At 69.5% G+C, this 21920-nt stretch carries 14 protein-coding genes; 12 read left to right on the top strand and 2 right to left on the bottom strand.

Going from position 1 to position 21920, the window contains the following annotated elements; translation table 11 throughout:
- Nucleotides 1-16: 16 nt before the first annotated feature.
- The 8 genes from DEU38_RS02315 (at nucleotide 17) to DEU38_RS02280 (ending at nucleotide 13436) form a co-directional block, all read left to right on the top strand.
- Entirely contained in the window at nucleotides 17-835 is an 819-nt protein-coding gene (locus tag DEU38_RS02315) for an alpha/beta fold hydrolase (RefSeq protein WP_258557604.1), read from the top strand.
- A gap of 29 nt (nucleotides 836-864) precedes the next feature.
- Nucleotides 865-1266, top strand: a complete 402-nt coding sequence (locus tag DEU38_RS02310; RefSeq protein WP_114718479.1) for a DUF6153 family protein — start codon at nucleotides 865-867, stop codon at nucleotides 1264-1266.
- Nucleotides 1267-1359: 93 nt separating this feature from the next.
- Complete coding sequence (locus DEU38_RS02305) at nucleotides 1360-2082, top strand: DUF305 domain-containing protein (RefSeq protein ID WP_114718478.1); 723 nt, start codon at nucleotides 1360-1362, stop codon at nucleotides 2080-2082.
- A 112-nt stretch (nucleotides 2083-2194) separates the two neighbouring features.
- A complete protein-coding gene (locus tag DEU38_RS02300; RefSeq protein ID WP_254622861.1) occupies nucleotides 2195-3325 on the top strand; it encodes an ABC transporter ATP-binding protein in 1131 nt (376 codons plus the stop codon).
- Nucleotides 3322-4095, top strand: coding sequence for an ABC transporter permease (locus DEU38_RS02295; protein ID WP_114718477.1), 774 nt, complete (start codon nucleotides 3322-3324; stop codon nucleotides 4093-4095). Before DEU38_RS02300 ends, DEU38_RS02295 begins: the two co-directional genes overlap by 4 nt.
- A 67-nt stretch (nucleotides 4096-4162) precedes the next feature.
- Nucleotides 4163-8020 carry an ABC transporter ATP-binding protein gene (locus tag DEU38_RS02290; protein WP_114718579.1) on the top strand — a complete coding sequence of 1286 codons (3858 nt, stop codon included), beginning with the start codon at nucleotides 4163-4165 and terminating at the stop codon, nucleotides 8018-8020.
- 112 nt (nucleotides 8021-8132) lie between these two features.
- Nucleotides 8133-11882 (top strand): multifunctional oxoglutarate decarboxylase/oxoglutarate dehydrogenase thiamine pyrophosphate-binding subunit/dihydrolipoyllysine-residue succinyltransferase subunit, encoded by a 3750-nt coding sequence (locus DEU38_RS02285; protein ID WP_114718476.1) that lies wholly within the window; start codon nucleotides 8133-8135, stop codon nucleotides 11880-11882.
- A 147-nt stretch (nucleotides 11883-12029) separates the two neighbouring features.
- Nucleotides 12030-13436, top strand: coding sequence for a selenium-binding protein SBP56-related protein (locus tag DEU38_RS02280; RefSeq protein ID WP_114718475.1), 1407 nt, complete (start codon nucleotides 12030-12032; stop codon nucleotides 13434-13436).
- Between the two features lie 39 nt (nucleotides 13437-13475).
- On the opposite strand, the gene DEU38_RS02275 is transcribed toward DEU38_RS02280, so the two are convergent.
- The gene (locus tag DEU38_RS02275; protein ID WP_114718474.1) at nucleotides 13476-14084 is read right to left on the bottom strand and encodes a TetR/AcrR family transcriptional regulator; all 609 of its coding nucleotides are present in this window, start codon (nucleotides 14082-14084) and stop codon (nucleotides 13476-13478) included.
- Nucleotides 14085-14155: 71 nt separating this feature from the next.
- On the opposite strand from DEU38_RS02275, the gene DEU38_RS02270 reads away from it, so the two are divergent.
- The 4 genes from DEU38_RS02270 to DEU38_RS02255 all read left to right on the top strand — a co-directional run bounded on the left by DEU38_RS02270 (nucleotide 14156) and on the right by DEU38_RS02255 (nucleotide 20872).
- Nucleotides 14156-15754: an NAD(P)/FAD-dependent oxidoreductase gene (locus tag DEU38_RS02270; protein WP_114718473.1), complete on the top strand. Its 1599-nt coding sequence runs from the start codon at nucleotides 14156-14158 to the stop codon at nucleotides 15752-15754.
- Nucleotides 15751-16581, top strand: coding sequence for an SDR family oxidoreductase (locus tag DEU38_RS02265; protein ID WP_114718472.1), 831 nt, complete (start codon nucleotides 15751-15753; stop codon nucleotides 16579-16581). Before DEU38_RS02270 ends, DEU38_RS02265 begins: the two co-directional genes overlap by 4 nt.
- 96 nt (nucleotides 16582-16677) lie before the next feature.
- Nucleotides 16678-18537, top strand: coding sequence for an HSP90 family protein (locus tag DEU38_RS02260; RefSeq protein ID WP_114718471.1), 1860 nt, complete (start codon nucleotides 16678-16680; stop codon nucleotides 18535-18537).
- On the top strand, nucleotides 18527-20872 hold the full coding sequence (locus DEU38_RS02255) for a hypothetical protein (protein ID WP_114718470.1): 2346 nt from the start codon (nucleotides 18527-18529) through the stop codon (nucleotides 20870-20872). The genes DEU38_RS02260 and DEU38_RS02255 overlap by 11 nt, the downstream gene beginning before the upstream one ends.
- A gap of 23 nt (nucleotides 20873-20895) precedes the next feature.
- Here DEU38_RS02255 and DEU38_RS02250 read toward each other — a convergent pair whose 3' ends face one another.
- A complete protein-coding gene (locus tag DEU38_RS02250; protein ID WP_258557603.1) occupies nucleotides 20896-21786 on the bottom strand; it encodes an ABC transporter substrate-binding protein in 891 nt (296 codons plus the stop codon).
- Between the last annotated feature and the right edge of the window lie 134 nt (nucleotides 21787-21920).

Genomic DNA, 21920 nt, shown 5'->3' with positions numbered 1-21920 from the left:
ACGAAAGGATGTCGTCGTGTTCCCCGTATCCCCCGAGGTTCCCCACGTACTCACCTCCGGATCGGGCGATCGCACGGTGGTGCTGCTCCACGGCTACTCGGATCACGGCGGCACCTGGCAGAAAGTGGTGCCGACGCTCGGCGAGCGCTTCCGGGTCCTCGTCGTCGACCTGCCGGGTTTCGGCCTCAGCGCCGGATCGTGGTCCGAGCCGCTGATCGACGGCTACGTCGACATCCTCGCCGCCCTCGTCGACGACGAGACCGGACCGGTGAGTGTGATCGGCAACTCGCTCGGCGCGGTGACCGCCCTCGCCTTCGCCTCCGCGCGCCCCGACCTGGTGACCGACGTGGTCCTCGCGGACATGCCGGGGGTGACCGGGATTCCGCGCTCGTGGACCCGCGGCGCACGGTTCGGTGTGGATCGCGTGACGCGGGCGCTCACCGGCCCGGTGCCCGACCGGTACCTGCAGCAGATGATCGGCACCCTGTATGCCGGTGCAGCGCTGCGACATCCGCGCCGGGCCGATGCCCGGGTGCTCGCCGACTACACCCAGCACTACGCCACCAAGGCGCAGGTAGCCGACCTGCTCGCGATCGGGCGGGTCGTCATCCGGGAGATCGCGGAGTTGCCCGTCGCGACGATGGTGGACGAGTTGACCGTCCCGGCCCTCCTGCTGTGGGGCGCCAACGACCTGCTCACCCCCGCCCGCGCGGCCCACCGGATCACCCGGTCCGTCGACCGCCGGGTTGCGATCATCCCGAGTTGCGGGCACTGCCCACAGCTGGACTGCCCCAGCGAATTTCTCGCGGAGGTCATCCCCTTTCTCGAACGGTGAGCACCGTGCCGATCGGTACAGTTGTAGCCATGCGTGCCCAGGTCCGAGTGTCGTTCGCTCGACTCGCGGCACTGTGTGCGCTCGCGTTCGGTGTCCTGGCGATGCACCACGTCACGACCGGCCCCCTCGTCTCGACACCGTCGGGCGCGGACTCCGCGCATCACGCACTCGGCCACCAGAGCGGCACGGGGTCGGACGGCTCCGCCGACGCCCCGATCCACCCGCCGGACCACGACAGCTTCCACATGTGTCTGGCGGTACTCCTCGCCGCGACGCTCACCCTCGCCGTGTGGTTGCTGCTGCGGACCGCGCGGGAACAGCGCGTGCGCCCGCGCCGTGCTTCCGGGCCGGCGCGCCGGGCGGGACGCGGTCCGCCCTTCGCGCCGTCCACCTCGGTCTTCCTCTCGTCACTGTGCATCCTGCGGGTGTGACAGGGCCACTGCGGCGCGACCTTCGGGTCGTTCCGGCCGCAGTCCGGTCCTTGATCCCGCACACGAGTGCACACACGTAAGGAACGACACGTCATGAAAACCAAGCGCATGCTCGCCGGAATCGGTGCGGCGGCGGCCGCCGTCACCCTCGTCGTCGGCTGTTCGAACAACGACTCGGGCACCGCCACCTCGGCCACCGGCACCTCGACGACCACGCCGGCGAGCGCGGCGGGAACCGCCGAACAGGGCGGCCCGCACAACGACGCGGACGTCGCCTACGTCGAGATGATGATCCCGCACCACGAGCAGGCCGTGGCGATGGCCGAACTGGTGCCGAGCCGGAGCGGGAATCCCGACGTCGTCGCCCTCGCCGCCCAGATCGAGAAGGCCCAGGCCCCCGAGATCGAGCAGATGGAGGGCTGGCTGAAGGCCTGGGGCGTTCCCGAACCGAGCCATGTCGGGACGCCCGGTGCCACCGCCAGCCCCAACGGCATGGACCGCGACGGCTCTGACCACGACGGTATGGGCCACGGCACCTCGGCCCCCATGGCATCGATGTCCGGCACGCCCGGCATGGAGGGCGGTCATGAAGGGATGATGACGGGCGAGCAGATGCAGGCCCTCGAGAACGCGAACGGACCCGAGTTCGACCGGATGTGGCTCGAGATGATGATCGAGCACCACCAGGGCGCGGTCGCCAGCTCCGAGCAGATCCTCCAGACCGGTGAGAGCCAGCAGGTGCGCGACCTGGCCCAGCAGATCGTCGCGAGCCAGCAGGCGGAGATCGCCCAGATGGAAGCTCTCCTGAACAAGTAGTCCCAGCTGCAGACCTACGCACTCGGCGCCGCACAGCGCCGAGTGCGTAGTGCAGACCGGCCGGTACTCTCTCAAGAACTCGATCGACTGTGATCGCCACGGAGGGGGATTCGTGAGTTCAGCCATGCAGTTCGGTCCGCCCGGGGGCTACGGGCCGGCAGGGAGTTACGGGCCGGCGGGGAGCTACGGGCCGGCGGGACCGGCCGCGCCGGCCATCGAGGCGCGGGGACTGTCCAAACAGTTCAAGACGATTCGGGCCGTGTCCGACCTGAGCTTCTCGGTCCCGCACGGCTCGGTCACCGGGTTCCTCGGGCCCAACGGGGCGGGAAAGACCACCACTCTGCGGATGCTGCTCGGGCTCGTGCGCCCGAGCGCCGGAGGCTCGACGATCTTCGGTCGGCCGTTCGGTGCGATCGACGAGCCCGCGCGAGCCGTCGGCGCCGTCCTCGACTCCCGCGGGCTGCACCCGAAACGCACCGCACTCCACCATCTCCGGATGTACTGCGCTGCGATCGGCGTGCCGGACGATCGAGCCCTGTACGTGCTGCACCTGGTCGGGCTGGCCGACGCGGCCGACCGCAAGGCCGGCACCTTCTCCCTGGGCATGCGCCAGCGATTGACCCTCGCGACCGCCCTGCTCGGCGATCCGCAGATCCTCGTGCTCGACGAGCCGTCCAACGGTCTCGATCCCGAGGGCATCGCGTGGCTGCGCGACTTCCTGGTCGCCTTCGCCCGGTCCGGTCGCACCGTGCTGGTGTCGAGCCACCAGTTGCGTGAGGTCGAGCAGATGGTCGATCACCTGGTGATCGTCAGCCGTGGGTCGCTGGTGTTCCAAGGCGCCATGGATCAGCTCCGAGGAGCCCACCGCGCACGACTGCTCGTCGCGTGCTCCGACCCGGTCCGGCTCGCGACAGCCCTCGCGGCCGCCGGAATCATCGACATCCAGCACCTCGCCGACGGGCGGATCGCGATCTCCGGATCCGACCCCGCCACGGTGGGACGGGTCGCCGCCGACGTCGAGGTGACGGTGTTCGGCGCGTCCACCGAGCACGTCGATCTCGAGCAGGTCTTCCTGGCGATGACGTCGGGGCAGTACGCGGCCCCCGGTCACGGCTTCGGCCCCGGCCTGCCGCCGCAGGGTCCGCCCGGTCCCCCGCCGCCGGGATACGGCGCCCCACCGGGATACACGCCGACTCCGCCGCCCCAGCAGTGGTTCGGTCCGACCGACGGAGGCGGACAGTGACCACACGCCTGCTCACCGCGGAGTTCCGCAAAGTCACATCGCTCAGGTTCTGGTGGGCGCTGGGCCTGGCCCCGCTGCTGGTCGGCGTGATGTCCAGCGCGATCAGCATCCCGATGTTCAATGCGGTCGCGGACGAGGTCGCCTCGAAGGAGGCGAACACCGCCGCCGCCGCGATCGGACTGTTCGTCGCGCTGGGCCTGGTGTTCCTGTTCTCGGCGCTGTTCGGGGCCGTCAACGCCGGCACCGAGTATCGCCACAACACGCTCACCACGACCTTCCTCACCGCCCGGGGGCGCGACGGCGTCCTGGCCGCGAAGCTCGCGGTGACGGCCCTGTTCGGCCTCCTCTACTGCCTCGTCATCGAGGTCGTGAGCGTGCCCCTGCTGCTCGCCCTGTCGGACAACTTCGAGATCGACGGGACGATCGTCGGTGTACTGGCGATCGGCCTGGTCGCGTCGACGCTGTGGGCGCTGATCGGCGCCGGTCTGGCTCTCGCGACGGGTTCGTCGATCGCCAGCGCCGTCGGGCTCGTGGTCTGGTACGTGATGGGCGAAGGCATCGTGCGCCTGGTGCTGGCCGGGCTCGGTGCCGACGCGGTCGCCCAATGGCTCCCGGGCTCGGTCACCGTCACCGCCTTCGTCGGCACGATCGACCACAGCGCCCTCGACGGCATGCCCGGCTGGCCGCTGTCGCTGCTGGTGCTGTGTCTGTGGGCCGTCGCGTCGTGCGGACTCGGTTGGTGGGCCACCCGCTCGCGCGACATCACCTGACACCGCGGGCAACACGGACACCGGCCTCGACACGACCTGTCACCGGGCCGGACTACCGTTGATCGCGATGGGTACACACGACGCGACAACGGTGTCCGGCGAGCACCGCGGCTGGATACGACGACTCGGAGCCGAGTGCTGGAACCACCGCAGAACCGCGGTCGGGGCGCTCACCGTGACGGTGGTGGCGGCGATCATCGACATCGTCTTCCCGCTGCTGACGAAGGTCGCGCTCGACGCGGCGTCAGCGGGCGAATCCACCGTCACCAAGGTCATCACCGGTGTGGCGGGACTCATCGCGGTCCTCGCTGTCGTCCGCTTCGGCTGTCAGTACGGCCGCCGGATGCTCGCCGGCCGGCTCTCCCTCGACGTGCAGCACGACCTCCGCCTCGGGCTGCTGGGATCGCTGCAGCGCCTCGACGGCCGCGGCCAGGACCAGATCCGGACCGGCCAGGTGGTCTCCCGCTCGATCACCGACCTCCAGTTGGTGCAGGGACTGCTGGCGATGGTGCCGATGTCGGCGGGAGTGGTGCTGCAGTTCGTCCTCGCGCTGGGGATCATGGCTTGGCTGTCGCCGCTGCTGACGCTGGTCGCCCTCGTCGTGGTCCCCGCGGTGGCCCTGGTGGTCTACCTGGTGCGCCCGGTCCTGTTCGCCGCGACATGGTCGGCGCAGCAGCGGGCCGCCGACCTCGCCCAGCACGTCGAGGAGACCGTCACCGGTGTCCGGGTCGTCAAGGGGTTCGGGCAGGAGGCGCGGGCGGTCGACCAGCTCGAGGACCTCGGCCGCACGCTGTACGCCGAACGCATGCGGGCGGCACGGATCAACGCGCGGTTCGCGCCGTCGATGGCCGCGCTCCCCCAACTCGGTCTCGTCGGTGTGGTCGCGCTCGGCGGCTACCTCGCCCTCCACGGCACGATCACCGTCGGCACGTTCCTGGCGTTCGCGGCGTACGTCACGATGATGACGACCGCGACCCGGACGCTGTCGCAGGTCGTGATCATGGCGCAGCTGTCCCGGGCCGCCGTCGAGCGGGTCTACGAGGTGATCGACACCGAGCCCGACGTCTCCGATCCGCCGCACCCCGTCGATCTCCCGAGCGGTCCCCTCGGCGTGGAACTGCGCGACGTCGAGTTCGCCTTCGAGGAGGACCGCAGCGTGCTCTCGGGTCTCGACCTGTCGATCGCGCCGGGCGAGTCGGTGGCCGTCGTGGGTCCGGCGGGTTCGGGCAAGACCGCACTGTCGCTGCTCCTACCGCGCTTCTACACCCCGAGCGCCGGGACGGTGTCCCTCACGAGCGACGGCCGGGAATTCGACGTGTCGGCGCTGCGCGCCGACCAACTCCGCGAGGCGGTCGGCCTCGTTTTCGACGAGCCGTTCCTGTTCTCCGACACCGTCGCTGCGAACATCGCACTGGGCCGGCCCGACGCCAGCTCCGAGGAGATCCGCACCGCCGCGAAACTGGCCCAGGCCGACGAGTTCATCTCGTCACTGTCCGACGGCTACGACACCGTGGTCGGCGAACGCGGCCTGACGCTGTCCGGCGGGCAACGCCAGCGGGTCGCGCTGGCCCGCGCCCTGCTCGTCGATCCCCGGGTCCTGATCCTGGACGACGCGACGTCGGCGGTGGACGCGAACACCGAGGCTGTCATCTTCGACGCACTCCGCGACGGTCGGCGCCGGACGACGCTGATCCTCGCGCACCGACGGTCCACGCTGACCCTGGCGGACCGTGTCGCGGTCCTCGACGGCGGCCGCATCGTCGACATCGGAACAGTCGACGAACTGGACGAGCGGTGCGCGCTGTTCCGCACGCTGCTCGCGGCGCCCGACCCGGCCGACCCCGCAGACCCGGACGGAGACGGCTTCGCCGCAGTCACGGCACCGATCGCGGAGCCCACCGAGGCGCAGTTGTGGCCGGCCGTGGACGCGGGCACGGCGGACGACGCGGCGACCGCCGGGAACGGGTCCGCGCAGGCAGGTCCGGGAACCGGGCACGGGGGCGGCGGCCACGGCGGCGGCCCGATGGCTGGCGCCCTGGGTGGTGTCGCCGCGACCCCCGAACTGCTCCGCGCCGTCGAGGCGTTGCCGCCGGCCGAGGAGGACCCGCACACCGACACCACCGGGCTGCGCCGCGACGACTCCGAGTTCCGACTGGGTCGGCTGCTGCATCCGGTGCGCTGGATCCTGGCGGGCGTCGTCGCGTGTCTGGCCCTGGACTCGCTGATCGGCATCACGTTCCCGTCGATCGTCCGGTACGCGCTCGACCACGGCGTGGCCGCCGCCGACTCGGGTCCGCTGTGGGCCGCGACCGCCGTGGGCACCCTGCTCGCGCTGGTCGGCTGGCTCGTGGTCGCGGTGCTCACGGTGATCACCTCCCGTGCCGGGGAGCGCGTGCTGTTCGGGCTGCGGGTGCGCAGCTACGCACACCTGCAGCGACTCGGCCTCGACTACTACGAACGTGAACTGTCGGGCCGGATCATGACCCGCATGACGACCGACGTCGACGCGCTGTCGTCGTTCATCCAGACGGGACTGTCGACGGCGGTGGTCGCGTTGCTCACGCTCGGCGGTATCGCCGTCGCCCTGCTGGTGACCGATGCGACACTCGCGCTGGTCGCCCTTGCCGCACTCATCCCTCTCGCGGTCGCGACGATCGTGTTCCGCCGCGTGTCCGGTACCGCGTACTCGGTCTCCCGCGAACGAATCTCGATCGTCAACGCCGATTTCCAGGAGAACATCGCCGGCCTGCGAGCGGCGCAGGCCTACCGCCGTGAAGGGTTCGCGGCGCAGCGGTTCGCCGAGCGCGCGGACAGCTACCGCCGCAGCCGCATGCGCTCGCAGCGGGCCATCTCGGTGTACTTCCCGTTCATCACGCTGCTGTCGGACCTCGCTCTCGCCGCGGTCGTGTTCGTCGGCGCGCATCGTGTCGCGGACGGTTCCGCGACGGCCGGCACGCTCGTCGCGTTCGTGCTGTACCTGGGCCTGCTGTTCGGGCCGATCCAGCAGCTGTCGCAGGTGTTCGACGGCTACCAGCAGGCCGCCGTCGGGTTGCGGCGGATCGCCGACCTGCTCGCCACCCCGAGCTCGATCGAAACGGCCGACGCCGGCGACACCGTCCCGATCGAGGGTCATCTGCGCGGCGACGTGACGTTCGACGACGTGACCTTCCGCTACCAGGGCGCCAACTCGGATGCCCTCAGCGACATCGACCTGCACATCCCCGCCGGCACGACGGTCGCGCTGGTGGGCCGCACCGGCGCAGGCAAGTCGACCGTCGTGAAGCTGCTCGCTCGCTTCTACGATCCGACGTCCGGATCGGTCCGGGTCGACGCGGAAGACCTCCGCCGCTACCCGCTGCACACGTACCGGGGCCGGCTCGGGGTCGTCCCCCAGGAGGCACACCTGTTCACCGGCACCGTGGCGAGCAACATCGCGTACGGACGACCGGATGCGAGCCGCGGCGAGATCGAGGCGGCGGCGCGGGCGGTGGGTGCACTGCCGACCATCGCGGCGCTGCGCGGCGGCATGAACCAGCCGATCGGCGAACGCGGGCAGGGGCTGTCCGCGGGTCAGCGTCAGCTCATCGCGCTCGCGCGTGCCGAGATGGTCGATCCGGACCTGCTCCTGCTCGACGAGGCGACCGCGACCCTCGACCCGGCGACCGAGCGCGTGGTCCTCGAATCGAACCGAATGGTCACTCGAAAGCGCACGTCGGTGGTGGTCGCGCATCGCCTGGCGACCGCCGCCCGGGCGGATCTGATCGTGGTGGTCGACGGTGGCCGGATCGTCGAAACCGGTGCTCACAGCACACTTCGACATTCGGGCGGGCACTACTCGAGGCTCTGTGATGCGGCGGCCAGTCATCAGGGGAATAATTCGTCGTCGAGAACCGTCATCGATGGTGACCGCATCGCAACAATGTGAGACAGCCGACACGCGACGGACCGGATGCCCGAGCTCGACGCGCGGAGGCTAGCCTCATGTGTATAGGCGCTCTGATCGGGTACCGAAGAAAGAAACGAGGCGAACACCTGCCGTGAGCAGCAGCTCTACTTCCCAGTTCGGACAGAACCAGTGGTTGGTTGACGAGATGTACCAACGCTTTCAGGATGACCCCTCATCCGTGGACGCTAGTTGGCACGAGTTTCTGACGGATTACTCGCCCGATGCGGCGAATGCGGGCGGGAACGGTGAGGCGCTGAACGGCGCCGGTGATGTCGCCACGAAGGCAGCCAACGGTGCTGCGGCTGCGGCACCTGCCGCCCCGGCACCCGCTGCCACTCCGGCCCCGAAGGCCGCGCCCCCGCCGGCACCCAAGCCCGCAGCTGCCCCCCAGGCAGCCGCCCCCAAGCCTGCGGCCGCCAAGGCCGCCGCTCCCCAGGCTGCCCCCGCCTCGGAAACTCCCGCTCAGAACACCAACCAGGTGCTGCGCGGTGCGGCCGCCACCGTGGCCCGCAACATGTCGGCTTCGCTCAACATCCCGACTGCCACCAGCGTTCGCGCCATCCCGGCGAAGCTGATGTTCGACAACCGGATCGTCATCAACAACCACCTCGCCCGTACCCGTGGCGGCAAAGTCTCGTTCACCCACATCCTGGGTTACGCGATCGTGCAGGCGGTCAAGGCGTTCCCGAACATGAACCGCCACTTCGCGGAGATCGACGGCAAGCCCAACGTCATCACGCCTGCCAGCACCAACCTCGGTCTGGCCATCGACCTGCCCGGCAAGAACGGCAGCCGTTCGCTCGTCGTCGCTGCCATCAAGGGCACCGACTCGATGAACTTCGTGCAGTTCTACAGCGCGTACGAGGACATCGTCCGTCGCGCGCGCGACGGCAAGCTCACGGCCGAGGACTTCTCGGGTGTCACGATCTCGCTGACCAACCCCGGCGGCATCGGCACCGTCCACTCCGTCCCGCGCCTGATGCAGGGCCAGGGCGCCATCATCGGTGCCGGTGCGATGGAGTACCCCGCCGAGTTCCAGGGCGCGAGCGACGAGCGCATCGCGGAGATGGGCGTCGGCAAGCTGATGACGCTGACCTCCACCTACGATCACCGGATCATCCAGGGCGCCGAGTCCGGCGACTTCCTGCGCACGATCCACAACCTGCTGATCAGCGACGAGTTCTACGACGAGGTCTTCCACTCGCTGCACATTCCTTACGAGCCGGTCCGCTGGCGCAAGGATGTGCCGGAGGGCGCGGTCGACAAGAACACCCGTGTGCTCGAGCTCATCGCGGCGTACCGCAACCGCGGTCACCTGATGGCCGACACGGACCCGTTGCAGTTCGTCAAGGACAAGTTCCGCAGCCACCCGGACCTCGACGTCACGACGCACGGCCTGACCCTGTGGGATCTGGACCGCGAGTTCAACGTCGGCGGCTTCCACGGCAAGGCCCGGATGAAGCTCCGCGACGTGCTGAGCATCCTGCGTGACGCGTACTGCCGCCACATCGGCGTCGAGTACACGCACATCCTCGAGCCGGACCAGCAGGCATGGCTGCAGGAGCGCGTCGAGGCCCAGCACGTCAAGCCCACGGTCGCGCAGCAGAAGTACATCCTGAGCAAGCTCAACGCCGCCGAGGCGTTCGAGACCTTCCTGCAGACCAAGTACGTCGGCCAGAAGCGCTTCTCGCTCGAGGGCGCCGAGTCCGTCATCCCGATGATGGACGCCGTCATCGACCAGAGCGCCGAGCACAGCCTCGACGAGGTCGTCATCGGCATGCCGCACCGTGGTCGCCTCAACGTCCTGGCGAACATCGTCGGCAAGCCCTACTCGAAGATCTTCACCGAGTTCGAGGGCAACATGAACCCGGCGGCCGCACACGGCTCCGGCGACGTGAAGTACCACCTGGGCGCCGAGGGCACCTACATCCAGATGTTCGGCGAGAACGACATCAAGGTCTCGCTCACCGCGAACCCGTCGCACCTCGAAGCGGTCGACCCGGTCCTCGAGGGTCTGGTCCGCGCCAAGCAGGACATCCTGGACAAGGGCCAGGAGGGCTTCACCGTCCTGCCGCTGATGCTGCACGGCGACGCTGCCTTCGCGGGCCAGGGTGTCGTGGCCGAGACCCTGAACCTGGCGCTGCTGCGCGGCTACCGCACCGGCGGCACCGTGCACATCGTCGTCAACAACCAGGTCGGCTTCACCACCGCTCCGGAGCACTCGCGTTCGTCCGAGTACTGCACCGACATCGCGAAGATGATCGGCGCACCGATCTTCCACGTGAACGGCGACGACCCCGAGGCCTGTGTCTGGGTGGCGCAGCTCGCCGTCGACTTCCGTGAGAAGTTCGGCAAGGACGTCGTGATCGACATGATCTGCTACCGCCGTCGCGGTCACAACGAGGGCGACGACCCGTCGATGACCCAGCCGGCGATGTACGACGTGATCGACACCAAGCGCAGCGTCCGCAAGAGCTACACCGAGTCCCTCATCGGCCGCGGCGACATCTCGATGAAGGAAGCCGAAGACGCCCTGCGCGACTACCAGGGCCAGCTCGAGCGGGTGTTCAACGAGGTTCGCGAGCTCGAGAAGTTCAAGCCCGAACCGTCGGAGTCGGTGGAGCTGGACCAGACGCCGCCTGCGCGCCTGACCACGGCCGTCGACAAGTCGGTGCTCGAGCGCATCGGTGACGCGTTCGTCAACGTGCCCGAGGGCTTCACGGTGCACCCGCGCGTCAAGCCGGTCATCGAGAAGCGTCGCGAGATGTCCCGCGAGGGCCACATCGACTGGGCGTTCGCCGAGCTCCTGGCGTTCGGCTCGCTGGTCGAGCAGGGCGCACTGGTGCGCCTGACCGGCCAGGACTCGCGCCGCGGCACGTTCACGCAGCGCCACTCGGTGCTCATCGACCGCAAGAACGGCGACGAGTACAACCCGATCTCCGAGATCGCGGCAAACGCCGACAACGGCGGCAAGTTCATGGTCTACGACTCGGCCCTGACCGAGTACGCGGGCGTGGGCTTCGAGTACGGCTACTCGGTGGGCAACCCCGACGCGCTGGTGCTGTGGGAGGCGCAGTTCGGTGACTTCGTCAACGGCGCGCAGACCATCATCGACGAGTTCATCAGCTCCGGTGAGGCCAAGTGGGGCCAGCTGTCGGACGTCGTGCTGCTGCTGCCGCACGGCCACGAGGGCCAGGGTCCGGACCACACCTCCGGTCGTATCGAGCGGTTCCTGCAGCTGTGCGCCGAGGGCTCGATGACCGTTGCCGTGCCGTCCACTCCGGCCAGCTACTTCCACCTGCTGCGTCGCCATCACCTCGACGGCATCCGCCGCCCGCTGGTGGTGTTCACGCCGAAGTCGATGCTGCGCAACAAGGCCGCGGTCAGCAACCTCGAGGACTTCACGACCGGCAAGTTCCGCTCGGTGTTCGAGGAGCCGACGTACGAGACCGGCGACGCCGACCGCGCCAAGGTCAAGCGCGTGCTGCTGACCTCGGGCAAGCTGTACTGGGAACTGCTCGCGAAGAAGCAGAAGGACAACCGCGACGACGTCGCGATCGTCCGGATCGAGCAGCTGTACCCGGTGCCGCGCCGCCGCATCGCGGAGACGCTGGACCGCTACCCGAACGTCTCCGAGTTCTACTGGGTCCAGGAGGAGCCGGCGAACCAGGGTGCATGGCCGTTCCTGGGCCTGGCACTGCCGGAGCTGCTGCCCGAGAAGCTGGCGGGCGTCAAGCGCGTCTCCCGTCGTGCGATGTCGGCACCGTCGTCGGGATCGAGCAAGGTCCACGCCGTCGAGCAGCAGGAGATCATCGACGCGGCGTTCACGCCCACCGTCTGATCGACTTTCACGGCATCCCGGCCCGCCCACTCGCACGAGTGGGCGGGCCGGTCCCGTCCAGGCGGCCCGGTCACCACGGTTCCGTCTCACGCGCGACTCTCATAGTCTGAGAAGCGGGGCTCATCGTCTCTACGAAGGAGGCTGAAGATGAGTCAGCCGACGACGGACCCGACTTTCTACCGGACAGCCGCGGACGCGGCGGCCGCACCACCGGAGTCACTGGCCTACGTGGCCGCGTTCGACCGCGCGGCGGACAAGCCCGACGCGATGAGCGTCGTCGACGTGGATCCCGGCTCGGACACCTACGGCCGGGTGGTGGGCTGGACGGAAGTTCCCGGCCTGGGCAACGAGTTGCACCATTTCGGCTGGAACGCGTGTAGCAGCGCGTTGAAGCACGAGGGGCACGACATGGCGGGGCTGGCCCGCCGGTACCTCATCGTGCCGGGGCTGCGCTCGTCCACCCTGAACGTGCTCGACACCGGACCCGACCCGCGCCGCCCGACGGTGACCAGGGTGGTGGACGCCGCCGAACTCGCCGCCAAGGCCGGATACTCCCGGCCGCACACGTTGCACTGCGGGCCGGACGGCATCTTCATGACCTGCCTCGGAGGGGCCGACGGATCGGACGGCCCGGGCGGGATCGCCCTGCTCGATCACGACACGTTCGACGTGCTCCGACGCTGGGAGACCGATCGGGGACCGCAATACTTCGCGTACGACGCCTGGTGGCATCTCAACCAGAACACGCTGATCAGCAGCGAATGGGGCACGCCGTCGATGATCGAGGACGGGTTGCGACCGGACCTGCTGCTGGCCAACGAGTACGGCCACGCAATCCATTTCTGGGACCTGGCCACCGGTCGGCACCAGCAGCGGGTGGACCTCGGCGCACAACACCAGATGCCGCTCGAACTCCGCCCGTCGCACGATCCGGAGGCCACCTGGGGATTCGTCGGCGTGGTGGTCTCGACCGAGGACCTGTCGGCCTCGGTGTGGCGCTGGCACCGTGACGACGGCGGTTGGGCGGTGGACAAGGTGATCACCATCCCGGCCGAGATCGCCGAGCCGGACGCGCTCCCACCGGCGCTGAAACCGTTCGGCGCGGTGCCCCCGCTCGTCACCGACATCGACCTGTCCGTCGACGACGCGTTCCTCTACGTCTCGTGCTGGGGCACCGGTGAGCTCAAGCAGTTCGACGTGCGGGACCCCGCCTCCCCGAAGGAGACCGGGTCCGTCCGGCTGGGGGGCATCGTCGGCCGCACCGCGCATCCGGCCGCACCGGACCGGCCGCTGTCCGGCGGTGCACAGATGGTCGAGATCAGTCGGGACGGCCGGCGGGTGTACGTCACCAACTCCCTGTACGGCGCCTGGGACGACCAGTTCTACCCGGACGGGGTCGGCGCCTGGATGGCGTTGCTGCACACCGATCCGCGCGGTGGGATGACCGTGGACGAGCGCTTCTTCCCGCACGACGGAGACTTCCGGGGCCTACGGGCGCACCAGGTCAGGCTCCAGGGTGGCGATGCCTCGTCGGATTCCTACTGCTACCGGTAGCGGCCGGCGACGGCACGCCGCGATCCCGGGGCACCGCCGCTACTGGAGCAGCGCCGCCGCCATGTCGGAGCTGAGCGCGACCGCCGGCAGCGCCGTGACCAGGAGTTCGATCAGTTCCTCACGGGAGATCTCGGGCGCCCGCAGCCACGTGATGGTCGCTTCCTCGACGAAGGCGATCCAGCCTCGCACGGACAGCGCGATGCGCGCGTCCGGTTCGATGCCGAGCGTCGGCAACTGCTCGACGACGCGCCGGGCCATCTCGGCCCGGGTCTGTTCGAACACCTCCCGCATCGCCGGATCACCGCTCGCGGTTCCCCGCAGCAGCGAGACGTAGGTGTCGCGGTTCTCGGAGACGTAGTCGACGTACGACGCCATGACGTCGCGCAGGATCTCGATCGGTTGCAGATCGAGGTTCGGCGCGGTGCGGTCGAGCATCTCGGCGCTGGTGTGGCGGACGATCTCGACGTGGAAGTCGTGCTTGGACGCGAAGTAGTGGAACAGCAGGCCGCGGGACACCCCGGCCCGGTCGGCGATGTCCTCGACCGAGATCTGTTCGAGCGTCCGTTCCGCGAGCATGCGCACGCCCAGATCGATGAGCTGCGCGCGCCGTTCCTGGGGGCTGAGCCGCGTGCGTTTTGCGCCTTCCATGACGTCCACCTTACTGAATCGTGTTCAGTAGACTATTGACTAGCAATCAACAACTCCCTACGCTCATCTACATGAGTCTTCCCGTCACAGATACTTCCGCCCGGGCGGCATCTCCGCGCCAGGTCGACACACTGATCATCGGCAGCGGCTTCGCCGGCCTCGGCGCGGCTATCAAGCTGACGCAGGCAGGCAAGCGCAACTTCCTCGTCCTCGAGCGCGGCGCCGACGTGGGCGGCACGTGGCGCGACAACACCTATCCCGGTGCGGCGTGCGACGTCCCGTCGCACCTGTACTCGTACTCGTTCGCACTCAATCCGGAGTGGACCCGCTCGTTCTCGCCACAGCCCGAGATCCAGCGCTACATCTCGTCGGTCGCCCGCAAGTACAACGTGCTCGACAGGCACGTGTTCGGGTGCGACGTGCTCTCGGCGCACTGGAACGAGGACACGGCCCGCTGGGACGTCCGCACGTCGAAGGGCGACTTCGAGGCCAAGATCGTCGTCTCCGCCGTCGGCGCGCTGTGCGAGCCGTCGCTGCCCGACATCAAGGGCATCGACGAGTTCGAGGGCGAGATCTTCCACTCCGCGCAGTGGAACCACGACGCCGACCTCACCGGCAAGCGGGTCGCGGTGATCGGCACCGGCGCGTCGGCGATCCAGATCGTGCCGCAACTCGCGCAGAAGGTCTCCCACCTCGACGTGTACCAGCGCACCGCGCCGTGGATCCTGCCGCGCGCGGACCGCGAGTACACCAAGGCGGAGCATCTCGCGTTCAAGTACCTGCCCGGTTTCCAGAAGCTCTGCCGCACCGGCATCTACTGGATGCGGGAGACTCAGGTCGTGGGTCTGGCGAAGGCCCCGATCTTCATGAAGCCGTTGCAGTTCGCGGCCGAGCGCCACCTGCGCCGTCAGATCGAGGACAGGGCGCTGCGCCGCAAGGTCACCCCCGACTTCCAGATCGGCTGCAAGCGCATGCTGATCTCGAACAACTACTACCCGGCGCTCGCGCAGTCGAACGTCGACGTGGTCACCGACGGCATCGCCGAGGTGCGCGCCGATTCCGTCGTCGACAGGAACGGCACGGTCCGGGAGGTGGACGCGATCGTGGTTGCCACCGGCTTCCACGTCACCGACTCCCCCACCTTCGCCGGCATCTTCGGCAAGGACGGACGCTCGCTGGCCGAGACGTTCGACGAGGGCGGACAGCAGGGATACAAGGGCTCCGCAATCGCGAACTACCCCAACATGTTCTTTCTCGTCGGCCCCAACACCGGACTGGGCCACTCGTCGATGGTGTTCATGATCGAGTCGCAGCTCAACTACGTCGTCGATGCGATCGACGCGATCGAGCGCTACGACATCGGCACCATCGAGGTCCGCAAGGACGTGCAGGACCGCTACAACCGGGAACTGCAGGACAAGCTGTCCAAGAGCGTGTGGAACAACGGTGGCTGCGCCAGCTGGTACCTCGACAAGCACGGCAACAACACCACGCTGTGGCCGGGCTTCACGTTCGAGTTCCGCAACATGACAAAGCAATTCGACCTCGGCGCGTACCGCAGCGTGACCACCGGCGACCTGCGGGTGCCCGCACCCGCGGCGGTGTCGACCGCAGCAGGCATCGATACCGAACTGACCGATCTCGACGACGACAAGGTGGCAGCACAGTGAGTGAATTCGCGGGCAAGGTCTGTGTCATCACCGGTGCGGGGTCCGGCATCGGCCGGGCCGTAGCACTGAACCTCGCCGGACAGGGCGCGAAACTCGCTCTCTCGGATATGGATCCGGCAGGCCTGGCGGAGACGGTACGACAGGTCGAGGCGCTCGGCGCGCACGTGAAGTCCGATCATCTCGACGTCACCCAGCGCGAGGCCGTCCTCGAGTACGCGGACGCCGTCGTGGCGCACTTCGGCAAGGTCAACCAGATCTACAACAACGCCGGCATCGCGTTCCACGGCGAGGTCGAGCGCTCGGAGTTCAAGGACATCGAGCGCATCATGGACGTCGACTTCTGGGGTGTCGTGAACGGCACCAAGGCGTTCCTGCCGCACGTGATCGCGTCCGGCGACGGACACATCGTCAATGTCTCGAGCCTGTTCGGACTGCTGTCGATTCCGGGCCAGAGCGCGTACAACGCAGCCAAGTTCGCGGTGCGCGGGTTCACCGAATCGCTGCGCCAGGAGATGCTGATCGCCAAGCACCCCGTGAAGGTGACGTGCGTGCATCCCGGCGGCATCAAGACCGCGATCGCCCGAAACGCGGCGGTGCCCGACGGCGACGACCAGGTCACCTTCGCCCAGTTCTTCGACAAGCACCTGGCCCGCACCACGCCCGAGGACGCCGCGAAGACCATCGTGAACGGAGTGCGAAAAGGCAAGGCGCGCGTGCTGATCGGTGCCGACGCCAAGTTCCTCGACGCCTGGGTGCGCATCGTCGGCCCGAGCTACCAGCGGGTGGTCGCGACGATCACCTCGCGCGTCCTGCCGAAGGCGAACTGACGGGCCGGTCCCGACTATCCGGCCGGCCGCCCCGGACCACCTGGGCCGATCGCGGCTGACCGAAATGTCGTTACCCCTCGCTAAGCTCTTCCCTCGATGACAACGAGAGCCGACGGCGGCAGCCGTCCATTCCAGGTACACCTCGGTGGGATCATCGAGCTTCTCAGCGCGAGCATCTACACCGGGCCGCAGGTCTTCATCCGTGAGCTCCTGCAGAACGGGTGCGATGCGATCGCGGCCCGTCGCGACCACGAACCCGGCCACGTCGGCACCATCCGGGTGCTGCCCGCAGACGAGGCCGGGGCCGTGTTCGCGGTCGAGGACGACGGCGTCGGACTGACCGCGGCCGAGGTGGGCGAGCTGCTCGCGACGGTGGGCCGCAGTTCCAAACGCGACATCCTCGATCTGCCACGCACCGACCGCCTCGGCCAGTTCGGGATCGGCCTGCTCAGCTGCTTCATGGTGAGCGACGAGATCCGGGTCCGGTCCCGGTCGGCCACCGGTGCGCCCGCCGTCGAATGGGTCGGCCGCACCGACGGCACGTTCACGGTGACCGAACTCGCCGACGATCTGCCGGTCGGAACCCGGGTCGAACTGTTCCCCCGCCCGGACTCCGCCGGACTCGTATCGCGCGCGGGGGCGTACGAGCTGGCAGACCGGTTCGGCCGGCACCTGCCGGTGCGGGTGACCGTGGCCGGTGAGACGGTGACCCGACCGGCGTCGTTCCTCGAGCGCACGACAGTCCCGTCGCCCGACCTGCGCGAGCTGGGCCGGGAGATCGTCGGTGCCGAGCCCTTCGCCACGATTCCGCTGCATGTCCCATCCACCGGCACCCGGGGCACCGCGTTCGTGCTGCCGTTCCAGCTCTCCCCCGGCCAACGGCAGTCGAGCCGCGTCTACCTGGGCGGCATGCTGCTGTCCGAGCGCATGGACGACCTCCTGCCGGACTGGGCGTTCTTCGTGCGGTCCGTCGTGGACACCACCGGGCTGCACCCGACGGCCTCCCGCGAGTCCCTGATCGAGGACACCGCGCTCGAGGAGACTCGTGCCGAGCTGGGTGCCGCGGTTCGCCGCTGGGTCATCGGTCTGGCGGCGGAATCGCCGCACCGGCTGGCGGCGTTCCTGTCCGTGCACCACCTCGCGTTGCGGGCGCTCGTCCTCCACGACGACGAACTGGCCCGGTTCATCGTCCCCCACCTGCCGATCGAGACCACCGAGGGGCAGACGACCTTCGGCGAGGCCGCCCGCCGCGGCACGGTGCGGTACACCCGGACCGTCGACGAGTTCCGGCAGCTGGCCGGGATCGCCCGCCCCGGCGCTCCGATCGTCAACGGCGGCTACGTCTACGACGCGGAGATCGCGGCCCGGCTGCCGGAGTTCGTGCCCGGTGCCGCAGTCGAGATCGTCACCGTGGCAGACGAAATCGATCACCTCGACGTGCCGCCGCTGTCCGAGCGGGCCGCGTCCCGCCGCCTGCAGGAGCGTGCCGACGCCGCGCTGGCGGACCTCGACTGCGCGACCGCGGTACGGGCGTTCCAGCCGGAAACCGTCCCGGCCCTGTACGTCGCGGACGAGGCGGTGCTCCGGAACCTGCGGCGCGAGCAAGCCGGCGAGTCGGCCGGTGGGTTCTGGGCCGATGTCCTCGGCCGGGTGGAGGACGCAGCGGCGGCCTCCGGTGCCGACGCCTCCGGTCGGCTGGCCCTGAACTGGCGAAATCGGTTGGTGCGTACCCTCGCCGCAGTCGACGACGATGCGGTGCTGTCGCGGGCGGTGCGGATCCTCTACGTCCAGGCACTGCTCGCCGGGCACCGGCCGCTGCGGGCGACCGATCGCTCGGCCCTGACCGACGCCATGACCGACATCGTGCACCTGTCCGTCGGTCTCGACGCGGGCGTCGTCACCGATCCCGGACCGCACTCCCCCTCCACCATCGACAAGGACGACCATGCCGACTGAGACCACCCTCGACGCACTGATCAGCGAGATCGACTCGACGGCCTACGGACCGGCGGAACGCGAACTCATCGAGCGGGCGATCACGCTCGCCGAGGAGACCGGCGACGAGGCCGCCGCCTACGCCGTGCGGATGCGCCTGATCCAGTCCGCCTCCATGACGGGCGACACCGACGCCTTGCTCACCGCATTCGCGTGGTGTGTCGGGCGAAACGCCGCCGACCCGGCCACCTTCCCCACCGAGGTCGACGACCACGACCTGCTGTGGTTCCACAAGTGGATCGCCGACGCGCTCGCCTCGAACCCGATGTTCCCGCGGGCGACGATCGCCGAGTCGATCGAGCAGATGGAGATCGCGTACCGGCAGGCCGGCGTCGGCCTGTCCGGGGTGGTGCAGACCCGGTTCTGGCAGGCATTCGAGGCAGGCCGGATCGAGGAGGCCGCCCGCTACCTGGAGGAGCTGGGACGGACCCCGCGCGACGACTACAGCCACTGCGAGGCGTGCGTTCGTTCCGAGGAGGCCCAGTTCCGACTCGCCACCGGGGACCTCGAGGCCGGACTGGCCGTCGTCCAGGAGATGCTGGACCAGGACATGGGGTGCGCCGACGAACCGGAGCGGGCGATGGCCCACACGCTGGTGCCGCTGCTCCAGGTCGGCCGTCTCGACGATGCCGAGCAGATGCACATGCGGGGCTACCGACTCGCACGCCGCAACGTCGACAACATCGACATGGTCGGGCAGCACCTGATCTTCCTCTCGGTCACCGGAAACGCTCAGCGCGCCCTGGAGATGCTCGAACGGCACATCGGCTGGCTGGCGCACGACAACCTCAACGCGATCGCGCACCTCGACGCCCTCACCGCCTTCGCGGTGACGTGCACGGCGGCCGACCGTGCCGGGCTCGGACACGAGCACGTCCGCGGGGCCGGCGCGGAGCCCCTCCGCCGGTTCTTCGGCGCGCACACCGGCGCCTGGACCGTCGCCGAACTGGCACAGTCATCCTGGCGTGCCGCCGAGGAACTCGCGACCCGATTCGACGAGCGCAACGGCACCGAGCGCCGCAGCGAGAAGGTCGCCGCCGCAAGGACTCTGGCTGGGCAGCACTGGGACCTGCCGATCGGCACGACGCACGTTGTGCCAGCTCCTCCCGCCTCGGCTGACCCGGCCGCGACGACGGCCTTCGTCGACGAGGTGACAGGCTCGGGCCCGCTGGACGAGCAGGTCGACACGATCCTGGGTGCCGAGGGCGGGGAGGCGGCGCTCGCCTGGCTCGAGTCCGAACTGACCCCGACAACCGCGCCCGGACGCCGCGCGGTGCTGTTGCGGTTGCTGGCCCAACTACTGGCTGGGGGCGGCCGGTTCGAGGAGGCGCTGACCGCGGTCGACGCCGCGCTCGACCTGTCCGTTACCCACGCTGCCCGGTCCGTGACCGCCCCGCTGGCTGCCCTGAGCGCCCAGATCTGCGACGACCTGGGCCGGCTGGACGAGGCGGCCGGCCGACTGCGCCTGGCCACGCGCGAGGCGGATCTGGCCGGCACCGAGTCCGTCGGCCACCGCTACCGGCTCGGCGTGACGCTCGTACGGTCCGGACACCCCGACGAGGCCGTCGACGAACTCACGACGGTGGCGGAGATCGAGGAAGCCCGGGACACCGAGCCCGCATCCCGTGCCCTGACCCTCCTGTGGCTCGGCTACGCGAGGCGCGACGCCGGCGAGCCGGGGGCAGCGGTCGCGGTGTGGGCCGAAGGCCGGGAGCTGGCCCGGGCGGGCGAGGACTATGCGGTGGCGGCACGGGTCGGCAAGGAACTCGGGCTTCTGATGATGCAGTTCGACGACGAGGACGCCGTCGAAGCCCTCGACGACGCGGTCGAGGACGCCCGGAAACTCACCGATCAGCCGGACGCACTCGCCGACCTCCTGCACGCACGTGGGCGGGCTCGGTGCCAGTTCGCCGACGAGGACGGGCTCGAGGACCTACGGGCCGCGGCCGAACACGCCGACCCCTGGACCCGTGCGGACATCGAGGACTCGACGGCTCGGGCACTGTCCCAGCTGGGCCGGTTCGACGAGGCGGTACGGACGGGGCTCGCGGCCTCCGATGCCTACGCCGCAGCCGAGGACGTCGTCGGCTCCGGCAGCGCACTGATCGTCGTCGCGCAGGCGTTGCTGTCGACCGACCGCCACGAGGAGGCCCTCGCGGTGCTCGCCGACGCCGCGCCGCGGGTGACCGAGGCGCCGCGGCTCGCGGTCCGGGTCGCGCTGATGGAGGGCGACGCCCACGAAGCTCTCGGCCGGCACGACGCCGCCGCGGCAGCGCGGGCACGGGTGGGAGGCTGACGACGGCCGACCCCGCGGGGCCGTCAGATGTGCTCGGCGAGCCACTCCCCCGCGGCGTCGGCCGAGGTGATCTCGCCGCCGCGGACCCGCCCGGCCATGTCCGTGAGGTCCGCGGTGGTGAGTTGCAGGACCACGCTGAGCCCCTTGACGTCGTCGGCCCGCAGCACCCCGCTGCGGAAGAGCGGCACCACGTTCTGCGCGGTGAACGCGTCGTTCGTGTCGGCGAGAACGACGAGCTCGTCCCGCGCGACGTCGGGTGCGGCGGCCGTGGTGCCGCCGACGGGTGACGCGCCGACGATCAGTTCACGGGCCGCGTCGGAGGTCGAACGGACCGGGACGACGGTCCCGAACGTGCACCCGTAGGCCGATCGGAGACCCGAGAGCGCCTGCGCATCCTCGCGGAACGTGTCGGATGCGTACAGCGTCATGCCTGCGCACGCGGAAGCGATGTCGTCGATCGACCGGGCACCGAGGTCGTCGGCCTGTGCCGCGGACAGCGCCAGCGCGGACCGGTCGTCGGCCGGCGAGTAGTCGGACACCGTAAGGCCTTCGGGCAGAGACTTGTTGAGCGCCTCGAATACGTCCTCGGCGTCGGTGACATCGGCGTCCGGATCGAACCAGTGCAGGAGGCGCCCGGTGTGCTCCGGCACCAGTGCCACCCGGTTCGCGTCGAGGGCGGCGACGCGGTCGGCGCGGTCTCCCAGCCCCAGCACGACTTCGGTGCTGCGCCCGGCAGCTTCGAGCGCGCCCGCGTACAACCGGGCGACGAGTTCGCTCTCGACCGTGTCCGAGGCGCCGACGACGACCGGTTCGGGTGTCTCGGGTCCCCCGACGCTGCTGCCGGTGTCCACACCGCAGGCCGTCACGACCGCGAGCAGCGCAGCGATCGTCAACCGCGCCGCGAACCTGCCCACGCGCCCATTTCCGTTCGGTGACACCGTGTCCCTCTCCGCTCTGCTGCGGTGCGAACCGGCACCTGTCGGTACCGCGCACTTGTCGTACCTATCGTTACACTGACTTCGCGCACCATCACGAGCGGTCGAGAGAT

The organism is Rhodococcus sp. AG1013, assembly GCF_003350365.1.
In the GTDB taxonomy this organism is placed as follows: Bacteria; Actinomycetota; Actinomycetes; order Mycobacteriales; family Mycobacteriaceae; genus Prescottella.
The sequence above is the reverse complement of the archived record's forward strand: the minus strand, read 5'-3'. Positions and strand labels throughout refer to the sequence as shown.

Excerpts from the sequence above, each read along its gene's own strand:
- DEU38_RS02310 (WP_114718479.1), top strand. The coding sequence starts at position 865 with ATGCGTGCCCAGGTCCGAGTGTCGTTCGCTCGACTCGCGGCACTGTGT.
- DEU38_RS02305 (WP_114718478.1), top strand. The coding sequence starts at position 1,360 with ATGAAAACCAAGCGCATGCTCGCCGGAATCGGTGCGGCGGCGGCCGCC.
- DEU38_RS02290 (WP_114718579.1), top strand. The coding sequence starts at position 4,163 with ATGGGTACACACGACGCGACAACGGTGTCCGGCGAGCACCGCGGCTGG.
- DEU38_RS02280 (WP_114718475.1), top strand. The coding sequence starts at position 12,030 with ATGAGTCAGCCGACGACGGACCCGACTTTCTACCGGACAGCCGCGGAC.
- DEU38_RS02275 (WP_114718474.1), bottom strand. The coding sequence starts at position 14,084 with ATGGAAGGCGCAAAACGCACGCGGCTCAGCCCCCAGGAACGGCGCGCG.
- DEU38_RS02270 (WP_114718473.1), top strand. The coding sequence starts at position 14,156 with ATGAGTCTTCCCGTCACAGATACTTCCGCCCGGGCGGCATCTCCGCGC.
- DEU38_RS02260 (WP_114718471.1), top strand. The coding sequence starts at position 16,678 with ATGACAACGAGAGCCGACGGCGGCAGCCGTCCATTCCAGGTACACCTC.
- DEU38_RS02255 (WP_114718470.1), top strand. The coding sequence starts at position 18,527 with ATGCCGACTGAGACCACCCTCGACGCACTGATCAGCGAGATCGACTCG.